Genomic DNA, 20649 nt, shown 5'->3' on the forward strand with positions numbered 1-20649 from the left:
CTAATCTTGGGGTGCACATGGACGCCAGCGAAGTCTCGAACGGAGCGAGCCCGGGCCCCGGCCCGGACTCCGGAGCCGGGACGGACGCTCCGTCACGAGCCAGCGCCGTCGTCGCCGTCCTGGCCGCGGTCGGCGTCGTGGTCTCGCTCATGCAGACGCTGATGGTGCCGCTGATCCCGGTGCTGCCGAAGCTCCTGCACACCAACGCGGGCGACGCCTCCTGGGCCATCACGGCGACCCTGCTCACCGGGGCCGTCGCGAACCCGGTCTTCGGCCGGCTCGGCGACCTCTTCGGCAAGCGGCGCATGCTGCTGCTCTCCGGCTACATCCTCGTGGCCGGCTGCCTCGTCTGTGCCCTGAGCGACTCCCTGGTGCCGATCGTGGCCGGCCGGGCCCTGCAGGGCCTCGGGCTGGCGATCATCCCGCTGGGCATCAGCATCATGCGTGACCTCCTCCCGTCGAAGCGGCTGATCCCGGCCATGGCCCTGATGAGCTCGTCGCTCGGCATCGGCGGCGCGCTGGGCCTGCCGATCGCGGCGATCGTCGCGCAGAACTTCGACTGGCACGTGCTCTTCTGGGGCTCGGCCATCGCCACCCTGGTCCTCGTGGGGCTGGTGACGATCGTGGTTCCCGAGTCCCCCGTCCGGGGCTCCGGCAGCTTCGACCTGCCCGGCGCGGTGGCCCTCTCCGCGGGCCTCGTCGCGCTGCTGCTCGCCGTGTCCAAGGGGAGCACCTGGGGCTGGAGCAGCGGCACCACCCTGGGGCTGTTCGGGGGCGCGGTCGCCGTCCTGCTGGCCTGGGGCCGGTGGGAGACCCGCACGAAGGCCCCGCTGGTCGACCTGCGCACCTCGACCCGGCGCCCGGTGCTCCTGACGAACCTGTCCTCCACCGTGCTGGGCTTCGCGATGTACGCGATGTCGCTGATCTGCCCGCAGATCATGCAGCTGCCGAAGGCCACCGGACACGGCCTCGGTCAGTCACTGCTCGCCACCGGCCTGTGGATGGCGCCGGCCGGGCTGATGATGATGGTCGTCTCGCCCTTCGCCGGGCGCCTGATCACGGCCCGCGGGCCGAAGACCGCCCTGCTCTCCGGCACGGCCGTGATGACCGTCGGCTACGTCGCCGCGCTCGGGCTGATGGGCAGCCCCGCGGGCGTCATGGTCATCGCCTGTTCGATCAGCGCCGGCGTGGGCCTCGCCTACGCGGCGATGCCGACCCTGATCATGGCCTCGGTGCCCGCCTCCGAGGGCGCCGCCGCCAACGGTCTGAACACACTGATGCGCTCCATCGGGACGTCGACGTCCAGCGCCGTGATCGGCGTCGTGCTGGCGAACATGACCATCTCCTTCGGGACGGCGCAGGTCCCGTCGCTGACCGGCCTGCGCGTCGGCTTCCTGATCGGCGCCGGCGCCGCACTGGTGGCCTTCCTGGTAGCCCTCGCCATCCCGGCCCGCAAGTCGGCCGCACCCACCTCCGTCGTTCCCGACCAGCGCAGCCCGCACGACCGGCCGACCGAAGCTGTTGAGGCCGCCGAGGCCGTGGGGGCCCGCGGGGGCGAGCCCGGGGACGAGACTTATGCAGGTCAGGGCGCGTCTCTCGGCTCCGGGCTCAGTACACACAGTTCGGAGCAGACGGGGCCACGGTAGGCGGCGCGGGAACAGGTGGCGGATTCGTCCCGGTGGCCGCCGGTGCCGCTGTTGTCGTACCCGTCGGCGGCGTCGCGGCCTGGGATGGGGCGTCGGTCAGGCCGCCGAAGGACGAGCCGACGATCAGGTGGACGCCGTCGATGGAGGTGTCGGGGAGCAGTTCCGCATCCGGGATGTACGCCCCCAGCCGCTTCGCGGCTGTTTCTCCGCCGGAGCCGTACAGGATGCGGGACGTCGCGTGGCTGCCGGCGGCATCGCCCGCGACCACGGCAGGAATTCCCTTCGCGGTCAGCTGCTTTACGGTACGCGCCGCCATCCCGGCGATCCCGCTCCCGTTGAGGACCGAGATCTTGACGGGATCGGCGGCGTCGCCTCCGACATCCGCGGAATCCTCGTCGAAATCGCCGCCGAGCGGCGCGAAGAGGGCCTTGAGATCAGCCGGGTTGTAGCCCTGCACCTCTCCCACGCCGGGAACGAGGCCTTTGTCGTTGTCTGCGCCCTCGGCGCGGGTGAGGGTGTGGATGGGCAGGGTCTGCATTGCGAGAGATCCGCTGGAGATCCCCTGCAGCCGGGAGGCGAGTTTGCGCAGGTCGAGCATGTCCGTGCCCTTGTCGAAGGTGAGTGCCGAGGTCACGCTCGAGAGCAGGCCTTCGAGCCTGACCGGGTTGGCCAGCACACCGCCCCGCGTTATTTTGGTGACAACGGCTCCCATGAAATGCTGCTGACGCTGGATGCGGCCGCTGTCCCAGCCCGGTAGCGCGTAGCGCTGGCGGACGAATGCCAGCGCGTTCCGGCCGTCGAGTGTGACGGTTCCGGGGCCACCGACGAACCCGCTCATCGGGTCGTTCGTGTTGGTACTCCAACGGCCGTCTATTTTCTCGCGAACATCGGACCGGAGAATGCAGACGTCCACACCGCCGATCGCGTCGGTGATTTCCTTGAATCCCTCGAGGTCTATCGAGATGTAGTGGTCGATGGGCACGTGGGTCAGCGACTTTACGAGCCGTACCAGAAGGGACGGCCCGCCCTTCGAGAGCGCGGAGTTGAACTTGTCCTTGCGGGCGCGGCGGGCGACGCCGTCGGCGTCGGTGTATTCCGGGATGAGAACGTAGGTGTCACGGGGGAAGGAGACCATGGTTACCTTGTTGTCCTCGCCGACGTGCGCGAGAATCGTCGTGTCCGACCGCTGGCCGGGAGCGTCCCCGTAGGCGCCGCCGGTGCCCGCGCGGCTGTCGGTCCCCACCAGGAGAAAATTCGTGGCTTCTCCGCCGGACGGCGAGCGGTCGCCGCCCAGACCTCCGATCGACACCTTGTTGATTTTGTTGTCAAAGTAGGTGTACGCCGCCCAGCCGCCCGTCGCGCCAACGAAGACCACGACGGAGACCAGCGCGCCGAGTACACGGAACAGGCGGTCGGACGGGGTCCGTCGTGGTGGACCGCCACGGAGGTCGAAGGGCAGACCATCCCGCTCAGCCGGCGTTTTCTCCCGCGCCGACGCACCTACTCCCACCCGCACTCAACCTCCCTGGCCGAAAAATGCAGAAGCAAGCCACGCGACGAGAACGAGAACGAGAACGAGAACGAGAACGCGTCGGTATCGGTCTCGAGCGGCACCACAGGCCGAGCACCGACGAAAGGTAACGATCGATATCGTAGCCCATGTCGGATTCACCCTCTTCCCGGGGCCGGGAATTTCCACTGCCCCAGCCCTCGGCCGAAGCAATGACCGTGCCAGGTGTTTGACCTGCGAAAACAGAAACAGAAAGCACCTGCCCCCACCATCTGACCCGCGCGGGTATCCACTGGTCATGGAGACCACGCTCCCCAGCACGGTCTACGGGCACATCAGACGACCCGCGACACCCAGAAGTATCTCTCCGTGCACACTCGCGCGCACAAAGTCTCCGGGTGAGTGATGGGCCGCGTTCCGTCGACCAGGACATCCAGGCGTGCTTATGCTCTGAGCTGAATATTGATTAACGGCTAGGTATGGCGGTGGCTGCATGTACGCGGAGTCCGGCCAGGGCAGGGCATGGGAGCGCTTCGGCTGCGGGCGCTGTCCCGCCCCGGGGCTTGGGCAGCTCGCCCCGGAGTTCGGGCGGGCGGCGTCATGACTCGGCGGCCGCTTGCGGGACTGCAGGTCGTGGAGTGTGCGAGCTTCGTCGCCGGGCCCACCGGCGGGATGACGCTCGCGCAGCTCGGGGCCGACGTGATCCGGGTCGACCCGATCGGCGGCGGCAGCGACTACCAGCGCTGGCCGGTGGCACCCACCGGCGAGAGCTACTACTGGACGTCCCTCAACAAGGGGAAGCGGTCCGTCGCGGTCGACCTGCGTTCCGGCGCGGGCAAGGAGCTGGTCACAGCTTTGATCACCGCGCCGGGGCCGGATCGCGGTGTCCTCGTCGACAACGTCGTCGGGCGGCGCTGGATGTCCTACGACACCCTGGCCGCCCGCCGGCCCGACCTCATCCACATGCGCGTCCAGGGCTATCCGGACGGGCGGCCCGCCGTCGACTACACGGTCAACGCCGAGGTCGGCCTGCCGGGAATCACCGGTCGGGAGGAGGGCGGCGCCCCGGTCAACCATGTGCTTCCGGCCTGGGATTTCATCACCGGGCTGACCGTGTCGACGGCGGTTCTCGCCGCGTTGCGCGACCGCGACCGCACCGGGGCCGGGGCGTTCGTCGAGCTGGCGCTGTCCGACGTCGCGCTCAGCGGTGTGGCGAATCTCGGCTGGCTGTCGGAGGCCGCGGCCCGCGGGACCGAGCGGCCCAGGCACGGCAACCACGTCTACGGCAGTTTCGGCGTCGATTTCACCTGCAGCGACGGCAACCGGGTGATGGTGGTGGCACTCACCGAGGGCCAGTGGGCGGCGCTGTGCTCGGTGACCAAGACCGGCGAGGTGTTCGCCGCGCTCGAAACGGCGCTGGACGCCGACCTGGCCCACGAGGCCGACCGGTACCGGCTGCGCGAGACCATCGCCGCGGTGCTGCGTCCCTGGTTCGCGGCCCGTGACTACCAGCAGGTCAGCAACGAGCTCGACGCCGCCCGCGTGCTGTGGGGCCGGTACCGGGGCATGTCCGACGTCGTCGCCGCGCACGCCGCGGACCCGATCCCGCTGCTCGCGGAGGTCCGGTTGCCGGCTCACGAGCCGTCCTCGGGAACCGTCACGGCGATCACGGCGCGCTCGCCGATGCGCTGGGACGGCGAGTACGGCGCGCCCGGTGAGGCACCGCGCCTCGGCCAGGACACCGCGCCCGTCCTGGGCGAGATACTCGGCCTGACGGATGCCGAGATCGGCCGGCTGATCGACACCGGCGTGATCGCGCCTCCGCCCACCGGCACCGGCGCGGCAGGTCCGGCGTCCGGATCAGCCGGGGCCGGCGGGGCGAGTGAGACGACGGGACGGGCGGGATGACGATCGGATCGGTCGCCGAGGGGCCGTACTTCGACGAGCTGGCCGTCGGGCAGCGGTTCCGCTCCGCGCCGGGGGTCACGCTGACCACCGGCCTCGCGGACGTCCACCGCTCGATCGTCGGCGGCCGGCTCGCCCTGGCCCTCGACACCGCGCTGTGCGCCGAGGTGACCGGCGCCGCGGCGCTCGCCCCGCCGAACGTCGTCTGGGACGTCGCCATCGGGCAGTCCACGGTGGTCACCCATCACGTGAAGGCCAACCTGTTCTACCGCGGGCTGGTCTTCCGCCGCGCCCCCGAGATCGGCGACACGCTGCGGACGTCCACCGAGGTCGTCGCACTGCGGCAGAACAGCGTCCGGCCCGGGCGCCGGCCGACCGGGCTGGCGGTGCTGCGCATCACCACCGTCGACCAGCTCGACCGGCCCGTCCTGGACTTCTGGCGGTGCGCGATGCTCCCGCTGCGCGACCCCGAGCGGACCACCGGTCACCACGACGACATCGACGCCATCGGGACGACCGGCGCCGCCGGGACGACCGGGACCGGGCCCGGCCCGGCGGCGCTCGGGGCCGTCGTCGAGGGCTGGGACCTCGGGCGCTTCGCGGCCGCGACCGAGGGGGCGGGCTTCGCCGATCTCAAGGTCGGGCAGAGCTGGCGGGTCGGCGGCGGCGACGTCGTGTCCGGCGCCCCCGAGCTGGCCCGGCTCACCCTGAACATCGCCCAGGTGCACCACGACACCCGGGCCGGCGGCGGGCGCCGGCTGGTCTACGGCGGCCACACCATCGGCCTCGCGTTCGCCCAGGTCACGCGGGCGCTGCCGCGGCTGGTCACCGTCGCGGGCTGGCACGGGTGCGACCATGTCGGCCCGGTGTACGAGGGCGACACCCTGCGCAGCGACGTCACGGTGGAGGACCTCACCCCGCTCGCCGCGGGTGGCGGCCTGGTCAGCCTGCGCTCGCGGGTCCGCGCCGACGGCGAGCCCGGCGACGGTGGACCCGGCCAGGAACCCGACCGGGACGTCCTCGACTGGCGCTTCGTCGCGGTCCTGCCCTGATCGACGCGCCGGCCGCTCCGGCGCGGTCATGAGGGCCCGCCCGCCGGGGTGGCAGGTGTCTCGATCGGGCAGTCGTCAAGGATGGTCATGCAGTAGCTGGCGCGGCTGACCTTCCAGCCGCCCGCCGTGTGGATGACCTTGCCGCTCGTGGAGTACGAGCGGGGCTCGTCCCACTGCCCGGTGAACGGCCTCAGAATGGTCGGGTCGGTGAAGTTCAGCGTGAACGAGGCCACGGCGTGCTCCGGGTCCCGCAGCACCACGTCCTGCACGGTCACCCGCAGGGTGTGTGCGAACCCAGGATGGTTTGCGAGGAAGCGACTCCTGGTCTCGGCGAGGCCCGGCCCGTTCTCGACCGCCGCGAGCGCCCGGTCCGCAGGCCCGTCCATGGTGTACGCCCGTGTGACGGCCTCGCGGACGGCCTGCTCGGTCCTCGGGTCGAGCGTCGGCCGGGCTCCGACCACCAGCCCGTCAGCGACCCGGCGCAGTTCGTCCTCGGTGAGAGGAGTGCCGGCGGCCACCTCGATGAGCAGCCCGTCCTGCTCGGCCCAGACGAGGGCGAACTCCCCTTTGGGGTCCATGCGGGTGAACACGGCCGGCCGGCCCCGGACCGTCGTGCGGGCGAAGGTCCGCGCCGGCTGCACGCCGCGCATGCTCGACTCGACGGCGTCGAGGGTCGGTACCGGCCCCCAGCTGACCGTGACCATGACGAACGCCATCTGCTCACCCATCATCGCGTTGAAGGACGAGCTGTAGGCGGTGGTGTCCGGGGTGGGCTCGCCGGTGCCAGCACCGCTCGCGTCCTCCTCGAAAGTCATCCCGGCGGGTATCCAGGTGATGCCGACGCCCCCCACGTCCCGACCAGGCCCCAGCCCGGAACCCGGACCGGCGGTCGGGGCGGACGTCGGCCCGGCGGCCGGACTGGCGGTCGGTGACGGGCGGGCCGGCCTGACCTCGACGGTGTCGGAGTCCGACCGGGCCAGGCCCAGACCCGTGGGGATGGCGACCACGAGCACCGCCACCGCCGCGGCGAGCGCGGCCCGCCGCCTGCGCCGACGCAGGCGGAACCGCTCGCGCACCAGGCGGACGGTGTCCGGGCGGGCCGTGACCTCGGCCGTCACGGCCCGCAGGGCAGCCCGTAGATCCCGTTCGACGTCGATGGTCACGGAGTCCTCCTTTCCGCCGGCAGGACGTCGTCGAGGTGCGCGCTGGCCCGCAGCCGGGCGAGGCCGCGCGAGGCCTGGCTCTTGACCGAGCCGACGCTGCAGCCGAGCACGGCCGCGACCTCCGCCTCGGGCAGGTCGTCGAGGTAGCGCAGGACCAGCACCGCGCGTTGTCGCACGGGCAAGGTCATCAGGGCACGGACGAGCTCGTCGCGCACCGACAGCCGGTCGGCGTGGTCCGGCAGGTTGACCTGGTCCGGCAGGCCGATCTCGATGTCCGGGCCCCACGGCACCTCGCGGATCCGGAACCGGCGCCACCGGCTGGCCGCCGCGTTGACCAGCGCCCGGCGCACGTACGCCTCCGGGTGCCCGGCGGACACCCGCGCCCAGTGCCGGTAGGTGCGCTCCAACGCTCCCTGGACCAGGTCCTCGGCCGCCCCCCGGTCGCCGACCAGCAGCACGGCGCAGCGCACCAGTCGATCACCCGTGCGTGCGACGAACTCCTCGAACGCCCGCTCCTCGCGTTCCAGCACCCGATACGTCCCTTCCGTGCTCCTGCCCTCCTGAACGCCGCCGCCCGCCGCCAGGTTGAGTGCGGCCACGAAAAGGCCTGCGGGACAGGGAACGCGGCACGGACACGGGACACCGAGCGCCGGCCCCACGGGCGACGACGGTGTCCCTGCGTGGCGCTCCGGTGGCACTTTCGGGTGAACCCGATCAGGTACTCGTTGCCCACGGGCAGACCGGACGATAGCGTCCAAAACGCACCAAAGCTTGACAAGGGGAGGGGGTGGGACAACAGACCAGCCGCACTGCGCTGGTCGATTACGCGAGGAGATTCGCGCATGAGATTTGTCGGCTCCTGGAAACGCCGCGCTTTGGCGCTCGCCGTCGCCGCGACAGCCTGCACCCTCGGCGGTGGCATCGTTGCCGGGCCCGCGCAGGCGGCCACCTGTTCCGACGTTGAGGTCGTGTTCGCCCGGGGCAGCGGTGAGCTGCCCGGCCTGGGCATCACCGGCGGCCCGTTCGTCAACGCCGTGAAACAGAACCTGCCCGGCAAGACGGTCGCCTCGTACGCCGTGAACTACGCCGCGGACTACGCGCAGACGTCGGCCGGCCCTGGGGCCACCGACATGACCCGGCACGTGAAGGCGACCGCGGCCGCCTGCCCGAACACGAAGTTCGTGCTGGGCGGGTACTCGCAGGGCGCCAGCGTCACGGACATCTCGATCGGGATTCCGACGTTCCTCGGCGTGGGCGAGACCATTCCGAAGGAACTCGCCCCGCGGGTCGCGGCGGTGGTCGTGTTCGGCAACCCGCTGGCACTGACCGCCGGTAAGATCACCACGGCGAGTCCGCTCTACGGCCCGAAGGCCAAGGAGTACTGCAACCTCGGCGACCCTGTCTGCGCCTCGGGGTTCAACTTCTTCGCGCACATCATGTACGGGTTCGACGGAAGCGCCGCCGACGGCGGGAAGTTCGCCGCGTCGAAGGTCCTCGCGCTGAAGTGATCCTGCGGTAACCGCAAGCCGGCCCGCCGGGACGGAACAGCGTCGTTCCGTCCCGGCGGGCGAACCGGGGGCGGTCAGCCCCCGTCGCGAAGCGACTGCTACCAAGTCGCGGGCCAGTGCTCCGGTTTTCAGGGCGGGGGTGAGGGCCCGCACGGGAGGGCCGCCAGGCCCGGGCGTGCTCTAGACCGAACGGGTCTGCTGCTCGATGTACTGACGGAGCACGGTCAGCGGCGCACCACCGACGGACCCGGCGAGGTAGGAGCCCGACCGCAGCCGGTTCGCTCGCCAGTAGTGCCGGGCAGGTCGGGGAACTCCTGCCGCATCCGCCGGGACGGCACCCCCTTGAGGCCGCTGGCCAGCTTCGACAGGGCGACCTTCGGTGGGAAGTTCACCAGCAGGTGGACGTGGTCGCGCTCGCCGTTGAACTCGACGAGGTCGGTCTCGACGTCGACGCACAACGCCCGCCTGATTTCTTCCAGGCGGGTCAGGTGCTGGTCGTCGAACAGCCGATGCCGGTACTTCGTGACAAAAACCAAGTGAGCGTGCAACGCGAAAACGCATTATCTACCTGTATGGATGCTCGGATTGTCGGCGATAAACCAATGCTAGGCTGTGATCGTGCGGCTCCGGTACAGCTTTCGTCTGTACCCGGGCGCTGGTCAGCGGGTCGCGTTGGCGCGGGCGTTCGGGTGCGCGCGGGTGGTTTACAACGACGCGCTCCACGCCCGGGAGACCGCACGTGCGCAGGGGCTGCCGTTCCCGAAGGCGGGGGAGCTGTCCAGGCTGCTGATCACCGAGGCGAAGAAGACGCCGGAGAGGGCATGGCTGGGCGGGGTGTCCGCCGTGGTCCTTCAGCAGTCCCTGCGGGATCTCGACGCCGCCTACCGGAACTTCTTCGAGGGGCTGAGAGGGAAGCGCCCGCGTATGGGCGCGCCCCGGTACAAGTCGAAGCGGGACAGCCGGCAGGCGGTGCGGTTCACCGCGAACGCCAGCTGGGCGCTCACCCCCGGTGGGAAGCTTCGACTGCCGAAGATCGGCGACGTCGAGGTGCGATGGTCCCGCCGCCTGCCTTCCACCCCGTCCACGGTGACAGTGGTCAAGGACAGCGCGGGCCGGTACTTCGCGAGCTTCGTCGTCGACACCGGCGCGGAGAAGGCTCTTCCGGATGCGCCCACCGAAATCGGTGTCGACCTCGGGTTGAAGCACTTCGCGGTCCTCTCGGACGGCACGAAGATCGGCTCTCCTCGGTTCCTTCGCCGTGCGGAGAAGCGGCTGAAGAAGGCACAGCGAGCCCTCTCTCGCAAAGAGAAGGGCTCGAAGAACCGTGGCAGGGCCCGGCTTCGGGTTGCCCGCGTGCATGCGCGGGTGGCCGACGCGCGGCGCGAGTTTCACCACCAGCTCTCCACGAAACTGATCCGCGAGAACCAAGCGGTCGCCGTGGAGGACCTGGTGGTGAAGGGGCTTGCCCGCACACGCCTGGCCAAGTCCGTGCACGACGCCGGATGGTCGGCGTTCGTGAGCATGCTGGAGTACAAGGCCGCACGGTACGGGCGCACCTTCGTGCGCATCGGCCGGTTCGAGCCGACCAGCCAGGTGTGCTCGGCGTGCGGCGTGAAAGACGGCCCCAAGCCCCTGCACGTCCGTGTCTGGACATGTCGGGCGTGCGGGGCCGTCCTGGATCGGGACATCAACGCGGCGGTCAACGTCGCTGCGGCCGCTGGACTGGCGGTGTCAGCCCGTGGAGCGCAGGTAAGACCGGCGCCCCTGCCGGCACCGCGCGGCGAAACGGGAACCCACCCGAAGCTCACGCCCACAGCGGCGTAGCAGGCGGGAATCGCCGCCCTTCAGGGCGGAGAGGATGTCAATCCGGGATGGCGCGCAGGTACTGCGCCATCGACAGCGGTGTGATGCTGAGGACTCCGGAGTCCACCGGCATGGTGATGCCGGTGATCCAGCGTGCCTCGTCGGAGGCGAGGAAGGCCACCGCCCAGCCGACGTCCCAGCCGGTGCCGGGGGTGCCGAGCAGGCCGGCCTCGTTGCGCAGCTTCGTGCGGAAGTCGGCCCGCGGGTCCTGCCCGGAGACCGAGTTCACCATCGGGGTGGTGATGTGCCCGGGGGCGATCGCGTTGACCCGGATGCCCTGCCGGCCGTGCGAGTAGGCCATGTCGACGGTCATGGCGAGCATCGCGCCCTTGGCCGCCGAGTAGGCGATCGTGCCGTCGCCGCGCAGCGCGGAGATCGACGAGATGTTGACGATCGAGCCGGAGCCCTGCGCGGCCATCACCGGCACGGCGTACTTCGACGCCAGGAAGACCGTGCGCAGGTTGACGTTGAGGGCGCGGTCCCAGGCCTCCTCCGAGAGGTCCACGACGGTGCCCAGGGAGGCCAGCCCGATGTTGTTCACGAGGATGTCGACCGTGCCGAAGTTCTCGACGGCCGCCGCGACCATCGCCTCGCACTGGTCCGCCTGGGTGACGTCGGCGGCGAACACCTTCGCCTTGCCGCCCTCCTCCTCAATCATCTTTAAGGTCAGCTCGGCGCGTTCGGGGTACAGGTCGACGAGCAGGACGCTCGCGCCCTCCCGGGCGAGCACCACGGCGCTGGCCTTCCCGGTGCCTATCCCGTCGCCCGGCGTGGAGCCGGCTCCGGTGACGATGGCGACCTTTCCCTCGACCCGTCCAGAACTTCGTGCCATCCGACGTCTCCTCTCTCAGCCACGCCAGCGCGTCAGAAGGGCCGCGCCCGCCTCGTATCCGCCGACGTTGGTCACCGCGGCGACTTCCGCGCCGACCACCTGCCGGGCCCCGGCCTCGCCCCTGAGCTGGCGGATCGCCTCGGCGGTGTGGCCGAAGGAGGCGTGCAGACGCCCGCCGGAGAGCTGCCCGCCCCAGGTGTTGAGCGGCAGGTCTCCGCCGAGCGCGATCCGCTTGCCGCCCTCGACGAAGGCGCCCGCCTCGCCGGTGCCGCAGAATCCCATCGCCTCCAGCCACCAGACGGCCTCGATGGTGAAGCCGTCGTAGAGCTGGGCGACGTCGACGTCGGCGGGCCGCAGACCGGTCCGGTTCCACAGGGCCGCCGCGGTGGCGTGGCCGACCCGGCCCATGTCCTCCCACTGCTCCCACGAGGGACGTCCGTCCACGACCCCGGCCATCGCCTCGATGGCGACCGGTGCCCGCAGGTCGGGGGCCGTCTCCGCCGCCGAGACGACGATCGCGGTGGCCCCGTCGACGGGAACGTCGCAGTCGTACAGGCAGATCGGCGTGGAGATCATGCGCGACGCCAGGTAGTCGTCGACGGTCAGCGGGTCGCGGTAGACCGCGTCCGGGTTGAGGGCGGCGTGCGCGCGCTGGGTCACCGGGATCCAGGCGAGCTGCTCGCGGGTGACGCCGTACTCGTGCATGTACCGGGTGGCGTAGGGGGCCACCTGGCACACCGGGGAGAGCGCGCCGATCGGCAGCAGCCAGGCCAGCGGCCCCTCGGCCGCCGGGTGGATCGACCCGTAGGCGGGGCGGCCGCCGGCGTTGCGCGCGGCGCTGCCCTCCTTCACCGTCCGCCAGATGACGACGTGGCGGGCCTGGCCGGTCGCGATCGCCTGCGCCGGGCCGTAGAAGGGCAGGCTCATGCCCTCGACCTGGCCCTGCCGCCAGGTGGTGGTGAGGCGCAGGGCGTCCTGGATCTCGTACAGGTTGCCGTTGGCGTAGCCGGGCAGGTTGGCCTTGCCGCCGCCGGGGAACATGGCCAGGCCGTCGATGTCGTCGACCTGCAGGCCGGCGTCCTCGATCGCGGCGTGAACGGCGTCGAGGGTCAGCTGGAACCCGGAGCGGTCGATGCGCCGCCCGACGGCCGACTGGCCGACGCCGGAGAGCACGACCCGTTTCTCGAAGTGCTCGGTGCCCGTCACGCGGTCGCCCCGGCGCCGCTCCCGGAGGCGCGGTCGACGGCGACGAAGCTCGGGACGGCGAAGTCGCCGGGCCCCGGCTCGAAGCCGACCTCGACCGCCATCCCGATCTCCACGGCCTCCGGGGGGCAGCCGCGCAGCCGGCCGGCCACCCGCACGCCCGGATGGCCCGGGAACTCGACGAGGACGATCGCGTAGGGCACCTCGAGACCGGGCATCCAGCGCTGGTGGTTGACCGTGAAGCTGTACACCCGGCCGCGCTCGGTGATCTCCACGAACTCGACCGGACGGCTCCGGCACACCCGGCAGGCCCCGTACGGCGGGAAGGAGTCGGACCCGCAGGCCGGGCAGTGCTCGACGAGCAACCGGCCTTCACGAGCCGCCGTCCAGAACGGCTCGGTCTCCTCGGTCACGGCCGGGGGTATACCCACGATCGCGGTCAAGCCTCTCCCCCTTGCTTCCCTGCTCGGCTTCCCTTCACAGGGAAGAGGAGTGTACGCTCACTCCGCTATTCTGCCACGCAAGCCCGGACACGCGCGCGGACAGCCGCCGAGTCTGCTCCCCGACCCGGAGGGCCTGGTCGCGCCCTCCGGCCGGTCGTCCGTTAAGGAGCCCTGGTTGCCAGGCAATCGCATCGTCTTCGGAGCAGCGGCCCTCCCCGAGCCGGACCGGGCGTGGCTCGCCGCCGCGGAGCGCCTCCCGATCGAGTCCGTCTGGCAGGGCGGCCACATCCTCCCCCGGACGGGCACCGGAGAGGTGATCACCCGGCTGGCGCTGATGACCGCGTGGACGGAGCGCGTCCGCGTCGGCACCTCGATCCTGCTCGCCCCGCTCTACCCCCCGGTGATCATCGCCAAGCAGCTCGCCGACCTGGACGTCCACAGCGGCGGCCGGATCTCGGTCGGGGTCGGCGTCGGCGGCGAGTTCCCCCAGGAGTTCGACGCCGTCGGCGTGCCCGTCGCCGAGCGCGGGGCGCGCACCGACGAGACCCTGGACATCCTCCGGGCGCTGTGGTCCGGCGAGCCGGTGACCCACCACGGGAAGTTCTTCCACCTCGACGAGGCGCAGCTCGTCCCGGTCGAGCTGCGCGGCGCGGACCGGCCGGGCGGGCGCCCCGGCGGGCCGCCGCTGTTGATCTCCGGCCGCAAGGGGCCCGCCATGCGCCGCGCCGCCCGCGTCGGCGACGGCTGGATGCCCTACCTGATGTCACCGGACGCCTACGCCCGCACGGTCGACACCGTCCGCGAGCACGCCGCCGCGGCCGGCCGCGACCTGGAGAAGTCCGACTTCGAGTGGATGATGTACGTCTACTGCTCGATCCGCCCCGACGGCGACCGTGCCCGCGACGACGTCGCGTCGTTCCTCGGCGGCGCCTACGGGAACAAGCCCGGCGGCATGCTCGAGCGGGTCGCCCCGGCCGGCACGCCCGAGGAGGTCACCGCCCGCTTCCAGCAGTACGTGGACGCGGGGGTGCGCCACTTCATCATCTCCCCGGCGGCGCACGAGGACACCCTCGAGGTGATCACTCTCGCGGCCAGGGAGGTGCTGCCCCGCCTCACGCTGCCGGCGGACGGGCTGTCAGTGGACGGGTTGCCGGCGGACGGGCTGCCGGCGGACGAGGTCGCGCCGTGAGCACCGCCCCCGCCGGACGTCCCTGCGAGGGCCTGTCGGTCGTCGAGGTCGCGGTCGGCACCAGCGACCTCGGCCTGGGCCTGGCGGGCGGCGTGCCCGGCATGATCTTCGCCGACCTGGGCGCGCGAGTCGCCCGGGTGGTCGGGACGTCGGCGCCGGCGATCGACGAGCACGTGGCCTGGGGCGAGGTCTGGCACCGCGACAAGCAACTCGTCGTCACCGACGACGCGGACGAGATACGCGCACTGCTCCGGGGCGCGGACGTCGCGTTCGTCTACGGACCCGAGGCGCTCGTCGAGCGGCGCGGCCTGGGCCATCTCGACCTCCAGGCGGCCAATCCGGGCCTGGTGTACGCCCGCTGCCGGCCCAGCCGGACGTCCAAGGGCCTCGGGGAGGACTTCGGGCTGCTGGTGGAGGCGCGGGCCGGGTTCTGCACCCAGCTCGCCGGGCACCGGCCGGGCCCGATCTTCGTCGACGCGCAGGCGTCCGGCAGCGGCACGGCCTTCCTGCTCACGACGTCCGCGCTCGCACTGCTGCGCCGCCGGGTCGAGACGGGCACCGGCGGCTGGGCCGAGACGTCGCTCTACGACGGGCTGCTCTCCACCCTCGGGTGCATGATCGGGCGCTCCGAGCGCGCCGCGACGGAGATCGAGTCCTACTGGGAGAAGGGATCGACCTTCCCGAACTTCCTGTACCGCTGTGCCGACGGCGAGCTGCTGCAGGTCTGGTTCGGTGGGAAGGGGATGTACTCCCGTCTCATCGACGTTCTCGGCGACACCCCCAGCGACGAGGGCTACTACGCCGACCAGATGACCGGGGCGCTCAACGAGCGTGCCCGCCGCTGGCGCTCGCCGTTCGCGCTGCGGCCGCGCGAGGACTGGCTGAACCGGCTGCGCGAGGCGGGCATCGCCTGCGAGCCGGTGCTGCGCCCCGGCGACGCGCTGGCCGACCCGCACCTGGCCGAGGTCGGCCTGGCGGTGACCCGCTCGGAGTCCGGCCGGCGGGACGTCGTCGTCGGCTCGCCGATCTCCGTCCGACCCGTCCGACCCGCGCCCGCGGACGGCGCCCCCGCCGCGAGCGCGGCCGGGACGTCCGGCCGTCTCCTGCGAGGGGTTCGCGTCCTGGACTTCTCGGCGTTCGTGGCCGGTCCGCTGGGCGCCCAGATCCTCGCCGACCTGGGCGCGGAGGTCGTCAAAGTAGAGCCGCCCGAGGGCGAGGCCATGCGGGCCGCCGCCTACGCGGTGGCGGCCTGCCAGCGTGGCAAGCGCAGTCTGGCGATGGACCTGGGCGCCCCCGAAGCCCGGCCCGTCGTGGAACGGCTGATCCGGTGGGCCGACGTCGTCGTGCACAACTTCCGGGTCGGGGTGGCCGAACGGCTCCGGATCGACGCGGAGACCGTCGCCCGGCTCAACCCGCGCGCCGTGTACTGCCACGCCAGCGCCTTCGGCCCGACGGGTCCGCGGGCGAAGTACCCCGGCAACGACGCCCTGATGCAGGCGCTGACCGGCCTGGAGCAGGCCGTCGGCGGCACCGGCAACGATCCGGTCGCCCCCACCTGGATTCCGCTGGACGTCAGCGGCGGCTGGGTGGCCGCGACCGGCATACTGGCCGGCCTGTACGCCCGGGAGTCGACCGGGTGCGGGCAGCGGGTGGCGACGAGCCTGCTGGGCGCGGGGATGCTCCTGCAGAGCGGGGTGTTCCAGCGCGACGGCGAGCGCGTCCCGACGCCCTCGCTCGACTCGACCCAGACCGGGTACGGCCCGGGTTACCGCATCTACGCCGGCGGCGACGACCGCTGGTTCGCGCTCGTCCTGCCCGACCGCGCCGCGTGGGCCCGCCTGCGTGAGCTGACGGCACCCGCCGCCGGCGGCCTGCCGGAGTCCTACGCGCCGCTGCGTGGGGGCTCGGACGACGCGAGCGCCCGCCGGGCCGAGTCCGTCCTGGAGGCCGTGTTCGCCGCCGCGCCGGCGGCCGAGTGGGTGGCCCGCCTGCGCGCGGCCGGCCTGCTCGCCGACCTCATCGAACCGCTCGACCGGGACGGCTTCCGCCGCGCGGTGCTGGACGACCCGGTCAACCGCCAGCTCGGCCGGGTCGCCTCGTACGAGGTCGCCGACTGGGGCTGGTTCGAGCAGATCGGGGCCCTGCCGCGGTACGGCCCGACCGGCGTCGACGCGGACCCGGTCACGCCGATGCTTCCGGGCGTCGGTGAGCACAGCGTCGCCGTGCTCACCGACCTCGGCTTCCCCCCGGCGGAGATCGACGCCCTCCTGGCCGCCAAGGCCGTCCGCCAGGCCTGACCCCCTCGCGGACAGACCTGCCGGCGGACAGACCTGACCCTCACGGATCCCGGAAGCACCGCGGAATCCCCTCGGACGCCGGCCCGTCCTGGCCGGCGTCCGCATTCATCACCCGCCTTTCGGGGCGGCACCGCCGTAGATCCCGGAGAACTGCCTGGGCGGCGTTCCGGGCGTTACCGGTGAGAACGAGATCGCCCGCCTTCGGGAAGGCGGGCATTCAGCCTGCCACCCGCGAACTCCCCTGCGCCCGACAGGGAAAAAGTGTATGCTCACTTACTATGACTGAGGCCGTGCGAACCGGCCCGCGATCTGTGCGGCAGGCCGCCGAGCGACACGGAACCGCGACAGGCGACAGAACCGCGACAGGCGGAGGAGGCAGCCAGGTGACCACGACGATCCGTCTCGTGGCCCGCCCGGCGCCCGGAGATGACCCGCACCTCGTGGCCAGCCAGTGCACCGCGCGCAGGTCCCGGCACTTCGACCGGCGCAGCGAGTATTCACTGAACCGTTTTCCCGGAGGTGGCACGCGGTGGACTACCAGCTGATCGATGCCGATGGCCACTACTACGAGCCCGACGACTGCTTCTCCCGGCATATCGAGGCCGGTTTCAAGGAGCGCACCGTACGGGTCGAGCGCGGGGCCGACGGCCTGGGCCGGGTCTATCTGGGCGACCGCCGCACATTCATGAGCGTGATGCCCGGGGACTACGCGTCCGCCCCCGGCGCGCTGCAGGGGCTGTTCGTCGGCGAGGTGGCGGACGGCTTCACCCACCGCGAGGTCCTGAACGCGAAGGACCACCCCGCGTTCATCGAACGGCCCGCACGGCTGGACCTGATGGACGACCAGGGTGTCGAGGCGACCATCATGCTGCCCACCCTCGGCGTGGCCGTCGAGCAGGACATGGCGGACGACGTCGAGCTGACCTACGCCAGCCTGCGCGCGTTCAACCGGTGGCTCGAGGAGGACTGGGGCTACGCCGAGCAGGACCGGATCTTCGCCGTTCCGATGCTCTCCCTGCTCGACATCGACCACGCCGTGGCCGAGCTGAAGCGGGTGCTGGACGCCGACGCGCGCCTGGTGCACCTGCGCCCCGGGCCGGTCGGCGGCCGCTCCCCCGCGCACCCCGACTTCGACCGGTTCTGGGCGATGGCGGCCGAGGCCGGGGCCGGGGTCGTGTTCCACGTCTCCAACAGCGGTTACAACGCGGCGTACGGCCGGCTCTGGTCCGAGGACGAGGGCAACCCGTCACACCTGCAGTCGCCGCTGCAGTGGGCGCTGTGCAACACCGAGCGGCCGATCGTCGACACGCTCAGCGCGCTCACCCTGCACAACCTCTTCGGCCGACACCCCAACATCAAGATCATCTCGATCGAGAACGGCAGCAACTGGGTGCGACCGCTACTGAAGACGGTCGACAAGGCCGCCGCGCTCGGCCGGCGCGGCCCGATGATCGGCGGCACGCTCTCGGCGAAGCCCAGCGAGATGCTCGCCGAGCACCTGTGGGTCTGCCCGTTCCCCGAGGACGACGTGCACGACCTCATCAGCGTGCTCGGCCCGGACCAGGTCCTCTTCGGTTCGGACTACCCGCACCCCGAGGGGCTCCGCCAGCCCATGGACTACGTCGAGCGCCTCGACGACTGCGACCCGGTCACGCGGCGCAAGGTGCTGCGCAGCAACACCGCCGACCTGCTCCGGATCCCCGACAAGGAGACCGCCAAGTCCGCGTAGGACAGTCCGCGTATGGATAGTCACCGTAGGACACCAGCCCCGGCCCCCGGGTCGGGCCCGGCTCGGCCCTGAGCGGCAGAGACAGAGAGCCCGTGGACGCGGAAGCGCCCGGGCGGCCACCGCGAAATGGCTACCCGGGCGCGGGGTTGGTGCGGTGGTCAGGACCGCGGGGTGTCCTCCCCGGTGCCCCGGGCGCGCAGCAGGCGGCCGGGCGTGACGCCGGGGATGTCCTTACCGTACGAACGGGTGGCTACGCCGTTGACCCACACGTGCTCGATGCCGGTGCTGCGCACCACCAGGCGGTCGGCGCCGCCGGGCTGGTCGTACACCCGCTCGACCGGGGTCGTGCCCACCGTGGCCGGGTCGAAGGCGACGAGGTCGGCGTGGAAGCCCTCCTTGACCAGCCCGCGGCCGTCCACCCGGAAGGCCTGGTGGGGATGACCGGTGAGGCGCCAGACCGCGTCCTCCAGCGAGATCGCGCCGCGCTCGCGCACCCAGTGGCCGAGCAGGTGGGTGGAGTAGCAGGCGTCGCAGAGCTGGTTGGCGTGGGCGCCGGCGTCGGAGAGCCCGAGCAGGGTGCGCTTGTCCGCCAGCAGCTGGGCGATCTCGGCGTCACCGTCGTTCTCCAGCACCACCCGGAACCGGGTGGGGACGCTGTCCGAGAGCGCGAGGTCGAGCATGACGTCGAAGGGGGTGGTACCCCGCTCCTGCGCCAGCCGGTCCAGCGGGATGCCCACGACGTCGTGGTGGGCGCCGGTCTCCTCGACATCGATCTTGGACCAGCGGTGGCTCCACGCGCTCAGCGTCGCGGGGCGGGCCCGCTCCCGCCAGGAGGCGTCGCGGTAGAGGTCGGCACGCTCCTCGCGGGGCCGCGCCAGTGCCTCCTTCCACTCGTCGATCTCGGCGAGCGGCACCGGGTCGTCCATCGTGATCTGCATGACGATGGGGCGGCAGGCGATCTGCGGGTAGACCTCGCCGGGCAGCGCCCCGCCCCGCTCGACGGTGCGCATCGCCGCGCCTGGCTTGTCCGCGCGGGCGACCAGCGCCGTCCACGTCACCGGGACGCCGAAGCGGGTGGCCAGCTCGGAGAACTGGTCGACGAACAGGCCCGGGCCGATGGAGACCTGGACGACGCCGCGCCCGAGCTCGCCGAGCACCGAGACCATCGAGTAGACCTCGTCGACCTCGGCGAAGCGGCTCGGCACCGGACGGCCGTAGGCGCCCTGGTGGGCGGGCTGGCGCGAGGTGGAGAACCCGATGGCGCCGGCCTCGAGGGCCTCGCGCACGATCTCGCGCATCCGCTCGAGCTCGGCCGGTGTCGCCGTGCGCTCCTCACCGCCGACCACGAACGCGCGCAGTGGCGAGTGGCCGATGAAGGCGCCGACGTTGAGACGCTTGGGCCGCTGGTCGAGGGCGGAGAGGTACTCCGGGAAGGTCTCGAAGGACCAGGAGATGCCGGCGTCGAGTGCGCTGAGGGACATCCCCTCGACGTTCTCCAGGAGGCGCATGATGATGTCGCGGTGCTCGGGCCTGGTCGGCGCCACCCCGAAGCCGCAGTTGCCCATGATCACGCTGGTCACGCCGTGCCAGCTCGACGGCGTGAGGTCGCCGTCCCAGAGAATCTGGGCGTCGTAGTGGGTGTGCACGTCGATGAAGCCGGGGGCGAGGGTGAGCCCCTCGAGGTCGACGACCTCGCAGTCGGGCGTCGGGGTGAGCTCGCCGGGGGCGCCGACGGCGACCACGCGGCCACCGCTGACGGCGACCTCCGCGGCGCGGGCCGGGGCACCCGTCCCGTCGATCAACGAGGCGTGGCGCAGCAGCAGATCCATCGAAACTCCGATCGGTCGCCCGCGGCAACGATAGTTCCCAGAAGATAGCAAATACTCGCTCACTTATCGAGTTCGCGAGGCACTGCTCACGAGGCACTGCTCACGAGACGCCTGCGGACGGGCCCCACGACCTACGACTTACGACTCGTTTCACAAAGATCGGCCAGGAGTGGATCGATCAGGAGTGGGATGTCGTGTCGGGACCCGGGTCGGGGTGGCCGGCTGGTGCCTCCCGCGGAACAGGACCCAGACCGAGGCCCGGCACCTCCTCCCCGAGCCGGTTATGCACCCTGAGTCTCCGCCATCGGGTGATGTGCGGCGGGTGAGAGAGTCCTGGCTGCCCCTCACCCGCCACGGTTCCGCGCCGCCGTGCATAGCGGCCGGCCTGGTACGCATACCTATCGGGCCCGGACCGTGCTGGGGACCCGATGATCCCCCGCGCACCCCGCGCGCCCGGACACGGCCACCACGGACCACGGC

At 71.7% G+C, this 20649-nt stretch carries 15 protein-coding genes and 1 pseudogene; 8 read left to right on the forward strand and 8 right to left on the reverse strand.

Going from position 1 to position 20649, the window contains the following annotated elements:
• The first annotated feature begins 17 nt into the window (after window positions 1-17).
• Window positions 18-1646: an MFS transporter gene (locus tag MXD62_RS11105; protein WP_248829213.1), complete on the forward strand. Its 1629-nt coding sequence runs from the start codon at window positions 18-20 to the stop codon at window positions 1644-1646.
• Here MXD62_RS11105 and MXD62_RS11110 read toward each other — a convergent pair.
• Entirely contained in the window at window positions 1609-3156 is a 1548-nt protein-coding gene (locus tag MXD62_RS11110; RefSeq protein ID WP_248829214.1) for an LCP family protein, read from the reverse strand. The two genes, MXD62_RS11105 and MXD62_RS11110, sit on opposite strands and share 38 nt — an antisense overlap.
• Window positions 3157-3756: 600 nt before the next feature.
• On the opposite strand from MXD62_RS11110, the gene MXD62_RS11115 reads away from it, so the two are divergent.
• The gene (locus MXD62_RS11115) at window positions 3757-5064 is read left to right on the forward strand and encodes a CoA transferase (protein WP_248829215.1); all 1308 of its coding nucleotides are present in this window, start codon (window positions 3757-3759) and stop codon (window positions 5062-5064) included.
• Window positions 5061-6113: a MaoC family dehydratase gene (locus tag MXD62_RS11120; RefSeq protein WP_248829216.1), complete on the forward strand. Its 1053-nt coding sequence runs from the start codon at window positions 5061-5063 to the stop codon at window positions 6111-6113. The genes MXD62_RS11115 and MXD62_RS11120 overlap by 4 nt, the downstream gene beginning before the upstream one ends.
• A gap of 26 nt (window positions 6114-6139) precedes the next feature.
• Here MXD62_RS11120 and MXD62_RS11125 read toward each other — a convergent pair whose 3' ends face one another.
• Window positions 6140-7276, reverse strand: coding sequence for a hypothetical protein (locus tag MXD62_RS11125; RefSeq protein ID WP_248829217.1), 1137 nt, complete (start codon window positions 7274-7276; stop codon window positions 6140-6142).
• Complete coding sequence (locus MXD62_RS11130) at window positions 7273-7875, reverse strand: SigE family RNA polymerase sigma factor (protein WP_308301236.1); 603 nt, start codon at window positions 7873-7875, stop codon at window positions 7273-7275. Before MXD62_RS11130 ends, MXD62_RS11125 begins: the two co-directional genes overlap by 4 nt.
• A 243-nt stretch (window positions 7876-8118) precedes the next feature.
• On the opposite strand from MXD62_RS11130, the gene MXD62_RS11135 reads away from it, so the two are divergent.
• Window positions 8119-8784, forward strand: a complete 666-nt coding sequence (locus tag MXD62_RS11135) for a cutinase family protein (protein WP_248829218.1) — start codon at window positions 8119-8121, stop codon at window positions 8782-8784.
• Between the two features lie 180 nt (window positions 8785-8964).
• Here MXD62_RS11135 and tnpA read toward each other — a convergent pair.
• Window positions 8965-9332: pseudogene (gene tnpA / locus MXD62_RS11140) on the reverse strand (IS200/IS605 family transposase).
• A gap of 70 nt (window positions 9333-9402) precedes the next feature.
• On the opposite strand from tnpA, the gene MXD62_RS11145 reads away from it, so the two are divergent.
• Window positions 9403-10608 carry an RNA-guided endonuclease InsQ/TnpB family protein gene (locus tag MXD62_RS11145; RefSeq protein ID WP_368862392.1) on the forward strand — a complete coding sequence of 402 codons (1206 nt, stop codon included), beginning with the start codon at window positions 9403-9405 and terminating at the stop codon, window positions 10606-10608.
• Window positions 10609-10645: 37 nt separating this feature from the next.
• Here MXD62_RS11145 and MXD62_RS11150 read toward each other — a convergent pair whose 3' ends face one another.
• Genes MXD62_RS11150 through MXD62_RS11160 form a run of 3 tightly spaced genes read right to left on the reverse strand, consistent with a single transcriptional unit; the run spans window position 10646 to window position 13125 of the window.
• Window positions 10646-11479 carry an SDR family oxidoreductase gene (locus MXD62_RS11150; protein WP_248829220.1) on the reverse strand — a complete coding sequence of 278 codons (834 nt, stop codon included), beginning with the start codon at window positions 11477-11479 and terminating at the stop codon, window positions 10646-10648.
• Between the two features lie 15 nt (window positions 11480-11494).
• The gene (locus MXD62_RS11155) at window positions 11495-12685 is read right to left on the reverse strand and encodes a thiolase family protein (protein WP_071059555.1); all 1191 of its coding nucleotides are present in this window, start codon (window positions 12683-12685) and stop codon (window positions 11495-11497) included.
• Window positions 12682-13125 (reverse strand): OB-fold domain-containing protein, encoded by a 444-nt coding sequence (locus tag MXD62_RS11160; RefSeq protein ID WP_248829221.1) that lies wholly within the window; start codon window positions 13123-13125, stop codon window positions 12682-12684. Before MXD62_RS11160 ends, MXD62_RS11155 begins: the two co-directional genes overlap by 4 nt.
• 175 nt (window positions 13126-13300) lie before the next feature.
• On the opposite strand from MXD62_RS11160, the gene MXD62_RS11165 reads away from it, so the two are divergent.
• From MXD62_RS11165 to MXD62_RS11175, 3 genes are all read left to right on the forward strand, one after another.
• Entirely contained in the window at window positions 13301-14314 is a 1014-nt protein-coding gene (locus tag MXD62_RS11165; RefSeq protein WP_248829222.1) for an LLM class flavin-dependent oxidoreductase, read from the forward strand.
• Complete coding sequence (locus tag MXD62_RS11170) at window positions 14311-16611, forward strand: CoA transferase (RefSeq protein ID WP_248829223.1); 2301 nt, start codon at window positions 14311-14313, stop codon at window positions 16609-16611. The genes MXD62_RS11165 and MXD62_RS11170 overlap by 4 nt, the downstream gene beginning before the upstream one ends.
• 529 nt (window positions 16612-17140) lie before the next feature.
• On the forward strand, window positions 17141-18340 hold the full coding sequence (locus MXD62_RS11175; RefSeq protein ID WP_248829224.1) for an amidohydrolase family protein: 1200 nt from the start codon (window positions 17141-17143) through the stop codon (window positions 18338-18340).
• A 158-nt stretch (window positions 18341-18498) separates the two neighbouring features.
• Here the strand turns inward: MXD62_RS11175 and MXD62_RS11180 are convergent, their stop codons facing one another.
• Window positions 18499-20169 carry an amidohydrolase family protein gene (locus MXD62_RS11180; RefSeq protein WP_248829225.1) on the reverse strand — a complete coding sequence of 557 codons (1671 nt, stop codon included), beginning with the start codon at window positions 20167-20169 and terminating at the stop codon, window positions 18499-18501.
• Window positions 20170-20649 lie beyond the last annotated feature (480 nt).

The sequence above is a fragment of the Frankia sp. Mgl5 genome (genome assembly GCF_023242985.1).
Taxonomy (GTDB): domain Bacteria; phylum Actinomycetota; class Actinomycetes; order Frankiales; family Frankiaceae; genus Parafrankia; species Parafrankia soli.